The organism is Shewanella sp. Pdp11, from assembly GCF_002838165.1.
Lineage (GTDB): Bacteria > Pseudomonadota > Gammaproteobacteria > Enterobacterales > Shewanellaceae > Shewanella > Shewanella hafniensis.
Map to the genome: position 1 here is coordinate 428,615 of NZ_CP015194.1, position 15,055 is coordinate 443,669.

The 15,055-nt window shown below is 46.5% G+C and carries 13 protein-coding genes; 11 read left to right on the plus strand and 2 right to left on the minus strand.

The genetic code is table 11. The annotated features are described in order from the left end of the window. The first annotated feature begins 8 nt into the window (after positions 1 to 8). From hslO to AYJ58_RS02070, 3 genes are all read left to right on the plus strand, one after another. On the plus strand, positions 9 to 869 hold the full coding sequence (hslO, locus tag AYJ58_RS02060; protein ID WP_106648507.1) for an Hsp33 family molecular chaperone HslO: 861 nt from the start codon (positions 9 to 11) through the stop codon (positions 867 to 869). Between the two features lie 211 nt (positions 870 to 1,080). Next, entirely contained in the window at positions 1,081 to 2,622 is a 1,542-nt protein-coding gene (locus AYJ58_RS02065; RefSeq protein ID WP_106648509.1) for a phosphoenolpyruvate carboxykinase, read from the plus strand. A gap of 253 nt (positions 2,623 to 2,875) precedes the next feature. Then, complete coding sequence (locus AYJ58_RS02070; protein WP_106648512.1) at positions 2,876 to 4,435, plus strand: AbgT family transporter; 1,560 nt, start codon at positions 2,876 to 2,878, stop codon at positions 4,433 to 4,435. Positions 4,436 to 4,554: 119 nt separating this feature from the next. Here AYJ58_RS02070 and AYJ58_RS02075 read toward each other — a convergent pair whose 3' ends face one another. Then, positions 4,555 to 6,018 (minus strand): OmpA family protein, encoded by a 1,464-nt coding sequence (locus AYJ58_RS02075; protein WP_106648514.1) that lies wholly within the window; start codon positions 6,016 to 6,018, stop codon positions 4,555 to 4,557. 242 nt (positions 6,019 to 6,260) lie between these two features. Between AYJ58_RS02075 and AYJ58_RS02080 the strand changes: the two genes are divergently transcribed. From AYJ58_RS02080 to AYJ58_RS02100, 6 genes are all read left to right on the plus strand, one after another. Then, positions 6,261 to 6,692 (plus strand): hypothetical protein, encoded by a 432-nt coding sequence (locus AYJ58_RS02080; protein WP_106648516.1) that lies wholly within the window; start codon positions 6,261 to 6,263, stop codon positions 6,690 to 6,692. A gap of 39 nt (positions 6,693 to 6,731) precedes the next feature. Further along, on the plus strand, positions 6,732 to 7,520 hold the full coding sequence (locus AYJ58_RS02085; protein WP_106648519.1) for a hypothetical protein: 789 nt from the start codon (positions 6,732 to 6,734) through the stop codon (positions 7,518 to 7,520). A 2-nt stretch (positions 7,521 to 7,522) separates the two neighbouring features. Beyond that, positions 7,523 to 7,984 (plus strand): hypothetical protein, encoded by a 462-nt coding sequence (locus tag AYJ58_RS02090; RefSeq protein WP_106648522.1) that lies wholly within the window; start codon positions 7,523 to 7,525, stop codon positions 7,982 to 7,984. Between the two features lie 75 nt (positions 7,985 to 8,059). Beyond that, a complete protein-coding gene (locus AYJ58_RS02095; RefSeq protein ID WP_106648524.1) occupies positions 8,060 to 9,160 on the plus strand; it encodes a hypothetical protein in 1,101 nt (366 codons plus the stop codon). A gap of 48 nt (positions 9,161 to 9,208) precedes the next feature. After that, positions 9,209 to 9,355: a hypothetical protein gene (locus AYJ58_RS21855; protein WP_157825764.1), complete on the plus strand. Its 147-nt coding sequence runs from the start codon at positions 9,209 to 9,211 to the stop codon at positions 9,353 to 9,355. Between the two features lie 377 nt (positions 9,356 to 9,732). Further along, positions 9,733 to 11,475, plus strand: coding sequence for a hypothetical protein (locus AYJ58_RS02100; protein ID WP_106648527.1), 1,743 nt, complete (start codon positions 9,733 to 9,735; stop codon positions 11,473 to 11,475). A gap of 77 nt (positions 11,476 to 11,552) precedes the next feature. On the opposite strand, the gene AYJ58_RS02105 is transcribed toward AYJ58_RS02100, so the two are convergent. Beyond that, a complete protein-coding gene (locus AYJ58_RS02105; protein ID WP_106648529.1) occupies positions 11,553 to 11,909 on the minus strand; it encodes a DUF7716 domain-containing protein in 357 nt (118 codons plus the stop codon). Positions 11,910 to 12,392: 483 nt separating this feature from the next. Between AYJ58_RS02105 and AYJ58_RS02110 the strand changes: the two genes are divergently transcribed. Next, positions 12,393 to 13,643 carry a dicarboxylate/amino acid:cation symporter gene (locus AYJ58_RS02110; RefSeq protein ID WP_106648531.1) on the plus strand — a complete coding sequence of 417 codons (1,251 nt, stop codon included), beginning with the start codon at positions 12,393 to 12,395 and terminating at the stop codon, positions 13,641 to 13,643. A 267-nt stretch (positions 13,644 to 13,910) separates the two neighbouring features. After that, the gene (locus AYJ58_RS02115; protein WP_106648533.1) at positions 13,911 to 15,029 is read left to right on the plus strand and encodes an FUSC family protein; all 1,119 of its coding nucleotides are present in this window, start codon (positions 13,911 to 13,913) and stop codon (positions 15,027 to 15,029) included. Positions 15,030 to 15,055 lie beyond the last annotated feature (26 nt).

Sequence of the window (15,055 nt, forward strand, 5' to 3'; positions counted from 1 at the left end):
GATACACGATGAACCAAGATACTTTACACCGCTACTTGTTCGACAATGCCGATGTGCGTGGTGAACTGGTGCAGTTACAAGACAGCTATCAACAAGTGATCAGCGCCCAAGAATATCCAGCCGTACTGCAAGTGCTGTTGGGTGAATTAATGGCGGCCACCTCGCTATTAACCGCGACATTAAAATTTAGCGGCGATATCAGCGTGCAGTTACAAGGCAACGGCCCTGTTTCTTTAGCAGTGATCAACGGTAACAATCTTCAAGAGTTACGCGGTGTGGCTCGCTGGAATGCTGAACTTGCCGATGATGCTAGCCTTACCGATCTGTTCGGTCAGGGCTATATGGTCATCACCTTAACACCCGATGAAGGTGAGCGCTACCAAGGTGTGGTCGCACTGGACAAGCCAACACTTGCGGCCTGTGTTGAAGAATACTTCAATCAATCTGAACAGTTACCAACAGGCATTTGGTTATTTGCCGACGGCAAACAAGCGGCGGGCATGTTCCTACAAATTCTGCCAAGCCAGCAAGATCACAACGCCGACTTCGAACACTTGAGCCAACTAACGTCGACCATCAAGGCCGAAGAGTTATTCACTCTTGATGCAGAAAGCGTATTACATCGCCTCTATCATCAGGAAGAAGTGCGTCTATTCGATCCTATCGATGTGAGCTTTAAATGCACCTGTTCCCATGAACGCAGTGCCGGCGCAATCAAAACCTTAGATCAAGCAGAAATCGAAGCCATTCTCGCCGAAGACGGCAAGATTGAAATGGGCTGCGAATATTGCCACGCAAAATACACCTTTGATGCCATAGACGTAGCGGCATTATTTGCGAACGGTCAGTCATCCGCGACTCAGCAATAATCACTTAACCGGTTCATCAAAGCTAAACAATATGGGCGCCCGATTCGGCGCCCATTTTTTATTCATCCCCACAATCCCCTCACACATTGCACTCGGCTTAGGCTACAATCGCCTCACTTTGTTACCTAGCACGACTTAGGTGATAAATAAAACAAAATCGGCAGACGATCGATAACAAAAATAACCTTACAAATCAAATGGAGACCTCACTATGGCGGATGGATTAAACCGCGTTCACTTTAACCCCTCAACAGCACAACTTGTCGAATTTGCCCTGCTACGCGGCGAAGGTGAATTGACAGCCAATGGCGCATTAGTCGCTAAAACAGGCGCTCGCAGTGGTCGCTCACCCGGCGATCGCTTTATCGTAAGAGAACCCAGCTCAGAAGCAGACATCGAATGGGGCCCAGTCAATCAAGCTTTCGATCCCGGTGCTTTTGAAGGTTTATGGGCGCGGGTAGAAGCTTACCTAGCCGATAAAGAACTGTTTGTATCTGATCTCGAAGTCGGTGCCGATACTGAGCATTACCAACCAGTACGTGTCACCACGCAATACGCTTGGCACCAACTGTTCGCCCGCAACCTTTTTATCATCCCAGAAGAATTTAACCGTAAAGACAAGCCAGTGTGGCAGATCATCAATGCCCCTGACTTTGTTTGCGATCCCGCGCGTGATGGCACTAACTCAGATGCAGCCGTGATTTTAAACTTCGCCGAACGTAAAGTGCTGCTAGCTGGCCTGAAATACGCTGGCGAAATGAAAAAGTCTATGTTTTCTGTACAAAACTTCCTGCTGCCAGCCCAAGGCGTGCTGCCTATGCACTGCTCGGCTAACGTGGGTAAAGATGGCGACACTACGCTATTCTTCGGTCTGTCAGGCACAGGTAAAACCACACTCTCTGCCGATCCAAAACGCTTCCTAATTGGTGACGATGAACACGGCTGGGCACCTGGCGGCGTATTCAATATTGAAGGCGGTTGCTACGCCAAATGTATCGACTTAAGCCAGAAGAATGAGCCTGTTATTTGGGATGCGATTCGTTTCGGTACTGTGCTTGAAAACGTCGTGATGGACGAACACCGCGTACCTAACTACAAAGACAGTAGCCTAACGGAAAATACTCGCGCAGCGTATCCGCTGGAGCACATCGCCCAACGTAAAGAAGATAACTGCGGCGCCGAGCCACATGCGGTTGTGTTCTTAACTTGCGACGTGTCTGGCGTTTTACCACCAGTTTCTATCCTGACCAAAGAACAAGCGGCATACCACTTCTTGTCTGGCTACACGGCTAAAGTCGGTTCGACTGAAATCGGTTCAACCTCAGCGATCCAATCGACCTTCTCAACCTGCTTCGGTGCACCTTTCTTCCCACGCCCTGCTGGCGTGTACGCTGAACTGTTGATGAAGCGCATTGAGTCATTCGGTAGCCAAGTGTACTTAGTCAACACCGGCTGGACTGGCGGTCCACACGGTGTAGGTAAACGTTTTGACATCCCCACCACCCGCGCCATCGTCGATGCGATTGTCAGCGGTGAGTTGAAAGATGTGCAAACCGTCCACTTAGACACCTTGAACCTCGCCGTTCCTGTGGCAGTCACAGGCGTAGACAGCAACTTACTCAATCCAATCAACACTTGGGGCGATAAAGCGCTATATGCCGAATACGCCCAAAAACTGGCCGAAGCTTTCACTAAAAACTTCGCTAAGTATCAAGTGTCAGACGCTATCCGCAACGCTGGTCCAAAGGCATAAGCGCGTAGCGGATTCATTTAGATAATGTAATCAAACACATTGTTGAGTAAAAAAGCGCGGGGTCAGCGATGAACCCGCGCTTTTTATTTGCGGCTAAATTGATTTAGAGACGATGAAATCGGCCCACACGAACGTCGCTGCGATAGATTTTTATGTGTTTTATTTCTTATCGATTAGTTAAACCAAGCTTAAATTAATGCTACGTTTTTATAATCGCCGATAACAATCATCATTTTTAGGAAGCGGCACCCAAATGGAAAACCATAAACCTGTCACTGGATTCCAGCGATTTCTCAATGGCGTCGAAGTCGTCGGCAATAAACTGCCCGATCCGGCGGTATTATTTGCGATGTTTCTGGGCCTAGTCTGGCTGATCTCCTGGGGATTATCGGGTGTCAGTTTTGATGAAATCGACCCTCGTACTGGCAACCCCATTCAAGTCGTGAATATGCTCGAAGGCGGCGCACTGACGGCATTTACCTCGAACATAGTCTCCACCTTTGTGACTTTCCCACCGCTCGGTGTCGTGCTGGTTGCTATGCTGGGGCTTGGCGTGGCTGAGCATACCGGCTTTATTAATGCGGGCCTGCGCTCGATTTTATCGGTGACCCCCAAGATGTTACTCACTCCGGTATTGATAGCCGTGGGTATTCTAAGCCATGTCGCGGTTGATGCGGGTTATGTACTGGTTATCCCGCTCGGCGCGGTGATCTTCTATGCCGCGGGTCGTCATCCCTTAGCCGGTATTGCCGCCGCTTTCGCTGGCGTATCCGGTGGTTTTTCTGCAACCGTTGGCGTGCCATCGAGTCTTGACCCTATGTTAGCGGGCTTAACTCAGGCAGCAGCAAGATTATCGGCCGACCCAGCTGCCGCAACATTAACAATTAACCCACTGAATAATATCTTCTTTACGTCGGCTTCTGCCATTTTAATTATCTTAGTTGGCTGGTTCTTAACGGATAAAGTGATTGAGCCGCGCCTAAAAAACACAACAGTGAATGGCGATCCCAGCACGCTCCCAACCCTAGATGAGCTGCAACCCCATGAGCGCCGCGGACTCAAATTCGCCATGGCCGCCATGTTGTTGTGTGCCTTAGGGCTGGTGTTTAGCGCCTATGGTGACAACTCTGCCTGGCGGGGTACCGATGGCGCGCTAACCAGCGCCTCGGCTCCTTTAATGCGCTCCATTGTGGCGATTATTTTTGTATTCTTCCTCGTGCCAGGCATAGTCTATGGCTATGTTGCGGGCACGGCGAATAACCACAGAGCCATTATTCAAGGCATGAGTAAGTCCATGAGCGGTATGGGTTATTACATCGTCATGGCCTTTTTCTGTGCTCAGTTTATTTATGCCTTTGGCCAATCCAATTTAGGCGCATTAATGGCCATTAAAGGCGCGTTGGCGTTAAAGGAATTGGCCCTTCCTATGGGTGTGACTTTGGTGGGGATTGTGTTTCTCACCGCGTTCGTCAATCTATTAGTCGGCTCAGCGTCGGCCAAATGGGCCTTGATTGGTGCCATTATGGTCCCCATGTTAATGGAGCTGGGCGTATCGCCCGATTTGACTCAAGCCGCATACCGCGTGGGCGACTCGTCGACCAATATCATTACCCCGCTGATGCCTTACTTTCCGCTGATAGTGGTGTTTTGCCAAAAATACGTTAAGGAATCAGGCATAGGCACCTTAGTGGCGCTGATGCTGCCGTTTTCAATCAGTTTTCTGCTGCTTTGGAGCGGTTTCTTACTCGCTTACTGGGCCCTAGGTCTGCCATTGGGAATTGGCAGTTCACTCTCCTTCCCGGCACTATCTTAGCCTTAGCCTGAATATCGCTTGGCAGAGACGTCGGCTGAGCTATCACAGGTAAACAAAAATGGCGCCAACTCGACAAGAGCTGACGCCATTTTTATATCAATTGAATCAAACAATTGGGCTTACTTAGCATCCGATCTCAATACTAACTCGACACGGCGATTCTGCTGCTGCCCCGCCTCATCATTATTGCTGGCAATGGGCGCATGCTCGCCAATACCCACAGCTTCAAGCTGTTGAGCTTTAATACCATGACTCGTGGTCAATAACTTCACAATCGCCACCGCGCGGCGTTGGGATAGACCTTGGTTATAGGCTTGATTACCTTTGTCATCGGTATGACCCACCACATAAAATGCGCGGCTAGGGTTAGTTTTTAAATAACTCGCCAGCACTTCCACAACTGGCAGCGCTTCTGGCAATAACTTGTCGCTATCGTACTCGAATAGCAGCCCCTCTAAGGCAACATGCCCCTTGGCTTCGATTTGGTCGGTCAGCGCCTCAAGATTGATCCCCACGCGATCGTCCTTAAGTTGAGTTTCTTCCAATACCCGTAACTCTGTCCATAAGCCGCCAATAAAGCCAATGGTATAAGTACTTACATGCACATTGCCCTCGGGGCGCGTTAATGTATACCAGCCATAAAACTGGCTGTCTTCGTTACCAATATTCACTAGAGAATCGATGGCTTTGATAAACCAATCCTCCCTACCACAGGCCTTTCCCTGACACTCAAATTGCGTCTCGAATCCGAGTTTAGTCAACGCCACCTTGTAGTTAGTGAACACTTCGTAACCCGAATATTCCTTTGGTATTGAATAGCCATTTTGAGTCAACTTACCCGCACGCTCCACCAGCACAGGCTTATTGCTTGTATCCATTGAAGACACAAAGTCAGTGCTCGCAAAGCCTTGGCGTTTAAAGTCCTGAATATAGCTTCCCTTTAGGCGGCTGATAAGCGGATGATCCTCGGCGCCGTTGGTATCCTTCTTTTGATTATCTTTAAACTCGATTTGCTTAGGCGCCTGCTGTAAAAATGCGGCATTAACCGTGACTAAATCTAACGGCTCGGGGATCACCTCGAGCGTCGTAATATGAAGACCCGCAGAATCATCCATAACTGCTGCTTGTATGGCGGTATAAAACTCTTTTTGCTCATTCTTAACTCGAGCAAACAAGTAACCACTTTCAACACCAATAACACCATCCAACAGGGCAATTTTCTCTCGCAATAAGCGAGAATCACCACAGGCCTCAAGCAGACACTCGAATAGGACTTCGCCACCAAGCTGTTTAATCTGCTCACGGTAATTGTCGAGAATATGCGCAGGGCTATATTCGGGCGCTAATTTGTATTTTTGCTGATGGACCTGACCGAAGATAGGCTTAAAACGATAGTCAGACCTTTGTTCACCCGCGCTGATAATAAAGGGATATTCGGCATAATGGCGCGTCAATTCATCCTTTAATTTCGCCGTAGGAAAAGGCGTAAATAATCCCTCATCCGCCGCCATTAACGACAAAGGCATTAGGCTCGTCGAAATTGCCAACAACCCCGCTAAATAACTCCGCTTAGAAACACGCATCAATATTTACCCTCCATAGAAAAACTGCTGCGAAAAGTAACACTAAACGGATTGTGCAATAACAAATATGAAACAAGTTAATACTTTAGCGTGATTGAGGCGATGGGTTGTACAGGCAAAAATAGCTGTCGAAGAAACGACAGACTGATAAATAGCTGTCGAAGAAACGACAGACTGATATAGATGTCAATCACCTAACCTGTCTTTCGCCGAGATTCACTTTCATCACAAGGATGTTTATTTTGCCATCTGCCCACTCAGCTCGGATCCTATCCTTAATCGCCCTTTTATTTATGCCTCTATGTGTGCAAGCAGTAAATCAAAAATTAGACGATGAATTAACACAACGCTGCTTAGGCACTTTCGATTTTATTAAGACCCAAGACCTAGCAGCTTTTATCGCTCTCATGCCTTACGTACCAACTCAAAAAGAACAGGAATATGCGGGCGAGATTTTGCAACGTTCCCATAAACGTTGGTATGTTGACCAAACTATGGATGAAATTACTCCCAAAGGCGTGAGCTACAGCACAGCAGACGAATCTAAACGGCAAAAAGGCGCTATCCAAGAGGCAAGAGTTAAACTGCTGATCACCAGCCCCAATAACCAAGCCTCGGTCAGTTGCAAATTTGTCGAGACGCAAGAAGGTTGGTTCCTCTCCAAATTGCCGTAAGTGACCTAAAACAGCCAACGACATAAAGGCAAGGTAGTGATGCAGTATTCGCAATTATCTAAAAAAGCTCAAAGATTTATCAATCCTGATGGATTACCTGAACAGCTTCGCCTTGCGACTAAAAGCCATTATGCTCGTCGAGGGTTAGCATTATTGGCGCTATTGCCACTTTCGGCGTCTCTTATCATGGCGATAACCCTCGATGGCGGTGAGCAGACTTTTTACCAGTTTGTGGTGGCATTGTTGCTACCTGTAGTGCTCATTCTCTGGGCGCTCAAGCAGCATTTAGTGCTCGATAATCCAAGTCAGCAACGCTTTGTACAATCACAATTTTTGGGGTATCACTTCGAAAAAGCCTACCTAGCACCACTGAAATCTACCGAGTTACTATTGCGCCACGATAGTTATAACAGAAACCAATATGAGCTTAAGTTGCATAATCTTGTGTACCCAATCGGCAGTTTAACCGATACCACTCAAGCTATGATGTTCTTTGCACAGACATTTAATCTTCCTACCAAAGAGCAAATCACCCAATTTCCCAATATCCGTGAGCTAGACATACTCACATCGAATGAACCACTTATCGCGTCACTCTCGCTAAATGATCAGAATAAACCGCTAGTGCAAGAGGTCGACGCCATAAACACGGCCGATAAATATAGCGCACAAGCAACTGATTTTAAAGATAATAACAATCCTACTCATCGTCCGCCGTCGGCAGATATCGAACCACTTTGGCACCCCAAATTAATACTTAAACTGCTTTATCCGCTGCCATTTATTATGGTGTTTGGCTTTGCGATGAAGTTTATTGGAAGCCTATAGCGATGCACTTTAAACAACTCTCACCGACCATAGCAATCATGGCTAAAACTCGAACACAAACCGTTGGGCGCTGGATTTTTGCAAGCCTAGTAGCTTCAATCACCTTATTTAACGCACTAGGTTTTGAACATTGGTCCTATGGCGAAGTGATTATCTGGTCGTTCATTGCACTTCTTAGTTGGCATCTACTATTTGCTCGCAGGCGTATTCAGATTGATCTCGAACGACAACTGATCACCACTAAAGTCAGTTCGCTCTATCCGCTAACCCAACAAGTCATCCCCATCAACTACATCGCAGCATTTCAAATACAGCAACGTCTCGGCCAGCTCCATGGGTACGATTTATTAATTGTGATGGATACTCAAATTGAACCATTGAAGTTTCAATATGGTAACTTGCCCCAGATGCAGGCGATAGGTAAGCAATTATCAACATTTTGCAATGTTACCCTGCTCAGCTAACTGGAACCTACTATGTATGTTTTTAAGATAATCTGAAAATTGAAGCTAAACGGATATTGATACTTATGGAAAAAGATGAGAATTATTGCACTGTGTAGTTTACTGCTATGCAGCATCATGCCCGCTCGCGCCGCGCTGGATAGAGATCAGGCTTTGGCGACTTTTGACAGCCAAACAGTACCACTCATAGAGCAAGCCATTGCATTAGGGGAAACAGCACCAGAGGACAGAATTGACGATGCGTTAGATCGCCACCAAGGTGATGCACTTGCCGTTATAAGGGAAGGCATTCCTCAACGTCTGGCGATTAAGGCAAAGCAACAACTCATGTTAGCGAATGAGTACCTTAGGTATTTTAAAGAATTACAGCAGCAAGTTCCGCATGCGAGTCAATGCCATCAACCAGAACTTGTGGCAGATTTCAGAGCACAAATCAAAGAGCTCAACGCCTATGTGGATAGGCTCAACACTTACCCTAAACTCCAAAACCTAGGCGACGCTTTTCCAGCCTTAATGGACATGAATATTAATCAGACACGGGTAAACACCTTAACGAGTCTGTTTCATCGATTTCGGCTCTGTGTTTTAGGCGATGATACACCGGCTATTGTCGATGGACTCACAGGCGAAAAAGGGGATGCAATAGCCAACGCATTTATTAATGCATTTGCGGCTAAACAGGGCTTGCCCCACCCAACTGCATCACAAAATATGGCGGATGAAATGGCTGAAGATGATGCGCCAATACTCGATGATATGGGAGATGAACAAGCCATCGAAGAGGATATTGAGCAAGACAATAGCGAGTCTGATGAGCCTGAAACGGTGCTCGAGACTGAGATTTCACAACCGATATCCGCTGTTAAATTCAGCAATATGCCACTTAATGACTGCATCCAAAAACAAACTAAACTCTTCGCTATTCAGCAGAGCCAAGAACTCAGTCTGCTTAACTGCCAATTTAACCCCACTGACATAGTGACGTTGCAAGATCTCAGCGCCTTTACCCATCTCGACACTCTAAGCTTAAAAGGTGGCACGCTCAGCACACTCGGTAATCTGAACAGTAATAATCTTAAAACCTTAATGCTGACCGATATGGAGGTCACTGACTTTTCGGGTAAAAACATAAAACTCGATAGCCTGTTCCTCAGCCGCATTAGCTCAAATAATTGACCAAGTTTAATCGAACTTAACGTCCAGACTATCAGCATTGACAAAACAGTGAGTTGCGCTGAACTCAAACCATTATTGGCATCAGAAAAGCTTATTCCTATCCATCCTGGACTGAGTCCAACAGACATGGCAGAACGTATGCAACAAGCAGAAACCAATGGCATACCGCTGTTAATGCTGGAATGTGCGATCTAACCAGCTCAAGTCTCTCATTAAAATCTTCAAGCTAAGTATGCACCTTTCATACTTTTGCATACTTGTTTGATTTTTAAACAGAAAGGAAAATACACAAGCAATTAACACTAGCACAACAGTCCCCTGAGTTAATTACAGGATTGGATGTTAAGTCGTAGCGAAAGGGATTTCTCTAAAAAATGGTAAACGTCTCATCAAAAGCGTTCTCAATTACTATCCGCTATTGCCTACCCCCGTCATCGTACCCAATGTAAAGCTAATCACATTTAAACAATAGAAACAAACGTTCCAAGATATTGATTAATATTAAAATAAAATAGACACGGCTTAAATAATGGCGATGGAAGTTGCCGAGTATATTCACGTAAGGATACAAGATGTTTAAACCTAAACTGCTCTCTTTGCTTATCGCCACCAGTTTACTGACGGCATGTTCTGGCTCGGACGATAAAGATGATACAACACCGATCCCAGAGCCTACTCCACCGACTGAATATGCGCATAACGTTACTGGGCAAGTCAGCTATATCGGTGCCATCGCTGGTGCGAATGTGTGTGTCGATCTTAACCAGGACTTAAGCTGCTCTGAGGGCGAACCCAGCACAACGACGGATACCGATGGTAAATATCAAATAGATTGGAAAAGCGAGACCGAAAAACCGAACTATTACCTGCTGGCAAATTGGGTTGATAGCGCGCCTTCATCTTCACGCTCTGCATTGGCTGTTAGCGCAGCCTCGGGCTACGCCAACACCAGCACAACAGGCAATGTCAATATAGTCGCCCTGCCAGACCATGCCGGTTACATCAATACGCTGACTAATATTGAGTTTTCACGTTATCGCAAGATGATTGAGGCCGACTTAACGCCACAGCAAGTGATTGAGTTCCGCGCCAAACTCAAATCCTTATACGCCACTGGATTTAAACAAGTCGAAGCCGATTTATTTAGTCTTTCGCCAGAAATCACCCTGCAACCCACATTTCTCGACACCCTGCTGTTACACGATTACCTGCTAAACCTCACCAATGAGCGCACAGTGGAAATTTTGGCAGCTATCGAAGTGTTAATCGCCGCATTTGAAGCCTTCGAGAATTTAATCCTAGGGTATGGATTTGGCACTGATGCTTATCTGCAAACCAATCCTGTCGCCGTCACCAATAAGGTTGAAAATACGCTAGTGTCATTCGGTTATATGGAAGCGCCAATTGATGACAAAGCCATGAACAGTGTTGACTGGGATAATTTGTATAGCAGTATGCACAATCAAGCAGGCGAATTACACGTACTCAGTATACAAACCGTACGCAACAGTCATTTTATCACCTTGGATTATGGTGTTGATGAGCAAAGCCTTACTGGCGTGATCTCAGGTAAAGTCGCTATGCTCATCGAAAAAACATCTCAAGAGGATACTGCAACCGAATGTTGGAATGAGCCGATGCAAAAATGGATTAATTCCACACGTAACGATCAAGGTTATGTCAGTAAAGAGCCGATCATTGAGGGCAACCTTTTAAAAACCGTCTACGCTGGCACTGATGTCGAAATCCAAATGAATTTTCATAAGTACCAAAACAGTGCCGCTGACTGGCAAGATTTGCTAGTGAACCTCCCTTCAGATCTTAAGCTGGGATCACTCAGTTGGCCTTCGCAAATATATCGCATGGATATTAAGCAAACAGACGACGTGTTATGCCGCAATGAAGCCCCCATCAAACATGAAACTGATGTTGCAACAGCAAGTCAGATGTACTCTAAGCTGCTAGTGCAACTCTTCTGGTCGTACGCTTACCCTGACGGGTATATTCAAGATACGCCCAATAAGTTCACTCTTCTCGATAGTTTCGGCCAACCCGAAGCGCAATATGAATGGGGCATTAGTACCAGTCCAAGTAATGAGCAGCTGTTGACCATAACTCAAATAGTTGAAGACCCTATTGAGCGCGAAATGGTTAGTGCACACTACTACCTAGTCAGCCCTTACTTGCTGACCGAAGTTGAGCTAAACAAGGCTTTTGATACATCAGTAAATAAACAGTTTTATCGATTTACCTACGACAGCAGCTTCAGCAACACGCTATACAACCATTTTAAATCCCTAACAACCCAACCTTAATCAACTAGCGCCCCTGAAGTGATACCTCAGGGGCGCTTATCTCAACTTAAGTCACTACACCCCGAAAACTAAGCCCATCAGAGGCTGATAAACGCATCTCGCTCATAGTAAAAGATAATAGCTTCAAGCAGTTCCTGTTCACTGGGCTGAGCTTTTTGCTGCATCAGGTTATCGATCACATCCTCAATCTGATCCGTGTTTAGCAGATAACCATAGTCACTCCGGCCCAAGCTATCCTCAAAGGCATCAATTTCTGCATCCGATAGGTCTCTCATATCAGCCACTATCGGGAATAATAACGTTGTCAGTTGCAGGGATTCACCTTCATCAAGATCTTGATAAACTAGCCAATAACTTAATCCCGGTTGTTCGACGCACTTTCTTATCCAGCACAGTAACGATTCGGGCTGACCAAAGAATGAAGTGATATTCATAATGTCCTCGAAATGAAGTTGTCATAGGGAAAACCGAGTGAGTCACAGAGTCGAATGTTCATGGCGGTTTTTTGGCTATTCACCACTAGCATGATTCATACAAGTAAAAGATGGGAGACCGAACGACTCAACCCGCCCCAAGAATACGAGAGGATATCTGCGCCCATCAATGCAAAAATCACAATTCATCAATCCGGCAACTAAAATCGCACCATTAAATAAACTTTATTCATTTTTAAGCCGATAAATTTAAGTATTATTCATTTAATGTTAGCGTGATTTAGACTTTGGTTATTTTGAAACCAAGGTTGGTGATGTTTCACAATCCCCTGCTATGCAATTGTGGTACTTTAGCCGGACAAAAAAAGTGTCGGGCATTGGCTTTTAGCCTAGAGTAGGCCTTAATCACTAAGGTTTACGGCGTCTAGATTCAAATCGCCTACATGACACAAAATGCTGCGGCAACTGGGGAGTTTCGCAAGAATGAAGAGCAAGAGTTTATTAGGCAACATTGGTGTGCAAGTGGTTATTGCCATGATTATCGGCGCGCTAGTCGGTTTTATCATGGGCGAAAGTGCAAGCGTGTTTGCACCACTCGGAACCATTTTTATCCATTTAATCAAAATGCTAGTGATACCACTGGTGTTAGTTTCTATCATCAGCGGCGCGGCAAGCTTAGGCGATAGCCCATCGGCAGGTAAGATAGGCATTGGCACTTTTGGCTTCTTTATCGTGACATCAGGCATCGCCGTAGTACTGGCGTTGGTGATGGGCAATCTGTTCCAACCGGGCGCGGGGGTTGATTTCACTGCCCATAGCAGCCCAGATTTGATGGAAGTAACTAAGGAACACGGCGCATTGCCAGGGGTAATGGATACCTTTATCGGCATGATCCCAACCAATGTGTTCGAATCGCTGAACGGCGGTAACATCTTACAAATCTTAGTCTTTAGTATCTTCTTCGGTATTGCGCTAACTAAGGTTAAAGGCGATGGCGCTAAGCCAATTTTAGCCGCACTCAACACTGTTGTTGACGCCTTTGTGTGGATGATCAACTGCGTGATGATCATTGCGCCTATCGGTGTATTTGGTTTGATGGCCGATTCTGTCGGCACCTTCGGTTTCGATGCCTTAGAAGTCGTATTTAAGTTATTCGCCGTGTTTGTGGCCGCGATTCTGATTTACGGTTTTATCTTCTTCCCATTGGTGGTACAGATCTTCTCGAGAGTCTCGGCACGCCAATTTATTTCAGCGATGAAAAAACCTCAGGTGATGGCATTATCGACCGCCTCGTCAATGGCGACACTGCCGGTGAATATGGAAACCTGCGAAGAAGATCTTAAAGTCTCTAAGGCAACCACGGCCTTTGTGCTGCCGTTAGGCGCCACGATCAATATGAGCGGCAATGCGATTTATTATGGTTTGGTGGCCATGTTCTTCGCCCAAATGTATAACGTCGATTTGTCGATGACAGCCTATGCAGCCATCATCTTCACCTCAACCTTAGGCGCAATTGGCCAAGCGGGTGTGCCCGGTCCATCATTCTTAGTGGTGGCAGTGTTGTTAGCGGCTGGCATCCCTATCGATGGCTTACCTTTGCTGTTTGCCTTAGACAGAGTGTTTGACATGATCCGCACCGCACTTAATATCACTGGCGATGCAGCTTGTGCCTTGATCATGGATAAATACACAGAAGTTAACGTTAAAGCGGATAGCGAGCGCAGCTTAAGCTAGCGAAACAGTCACTCAAGGCTTCAAATATCGGCTTGAATAGGCAAGGCTTATTCAAGCCTTTTTTATGCCCGCCGTTAGATATACCGAACTCTATCCTACTGATTTATTATCACTTAATTGAAATTAATGTGATCTTGGCGGCGCCTTGGACTAAGCTCAAACGGCGCGGCCTCGCAATTCGTATTTCTTTATCTGCCAAGCCACACGGGCGCGACGTCTTTCTGCGATAATGGCTTGGCTATCATCAGCCCAGAGGAGTGTTGCATTATGTCCGTCTTTGCCCCTGCAAGCCCTTTTGCCGACTTTATCTATCGCCATTTCCGCGCCATTCATGCCCTTAAACTTGGCCTCGCCTTGCTGATTGCCGTCACCATTAATGCCATTTGGTCGCCGCCACATTTTATTTGGAGCATGGTGACAATCGTGATCATTATGATGAGCCTGCCACAGGTGGGTGGTGCGATTGAAAAGTCCCTGCAACGGGCGGTAGGCACTTGTTTAGGTTCTGCTTATGGCGTGATGTTAGTCGCCACTATCGACAGTTATTGGCTGATTATGGGGCTACTGATCTTAGCCGTCAGCTTGATTTGTTTTATCTTGGCGGGACGCTACAGCTACGCCTATCTCGTGGCAGGATTTACCATCATCATAGTGGTCGGCGATGCTAACCATGATACTTCTGAAGCGCTGTGGCGCACAGCCAACATACTCTCAGGCTGCGTGATTGCTATTTTAGTCTCGCTATTTATTTTCCCAATCAAGGCCAAACAAGACTGGCGCAGCCAGCTCGCCAATGCCATCGACAATATGGCAAAGGTGCTCACCCAACATTTACACGCTCCCGCTAACCATGATTTAGATTTTCGCGCCGAACTCGAAGCGGCCATGAAAGCGGTACTCACCCAAAAGAAGCTGTTTTTCTCCCTCGAGTGGGAAAGCCAAACCTTAAAAAAGCATAAAATACTGCTGGCGGAATTAGTCAATAAACAGGTTCGGCTGATCACCCTACTCGAATTGTTGCCTTTAAGTCGCTGGCAGGAAGCCGACAAAGAGGCTTACCACCAAATCAATCGCGTCGCCGCCGAGCTTACCGCCCATCTTCAAAGGCTGAGTGAATTTGTCGCAGGTAAAACCGCATCTTTACCCACGCTGCCCACCGCCCTAGGGCAAGAGTTGCAGCACAGATTACAACTCAGCTTGGCCGCCCAGACACCGAATTCGGCCCCTTTAGCAAATGAAGTCGCGCAAGGATTTGCCCTCACGGGATATGGCTGGCTTATCTATCAACTCGCCATCGCCGTCGAAGCCCTCTACGCCGATATCGAGATTATCGAAATCGCCTATAGCGGACAAACCGTGTTACACAAAACTGCCAAGCGTTCATAAGCCGTTACCACGGGGAATCACAGCTA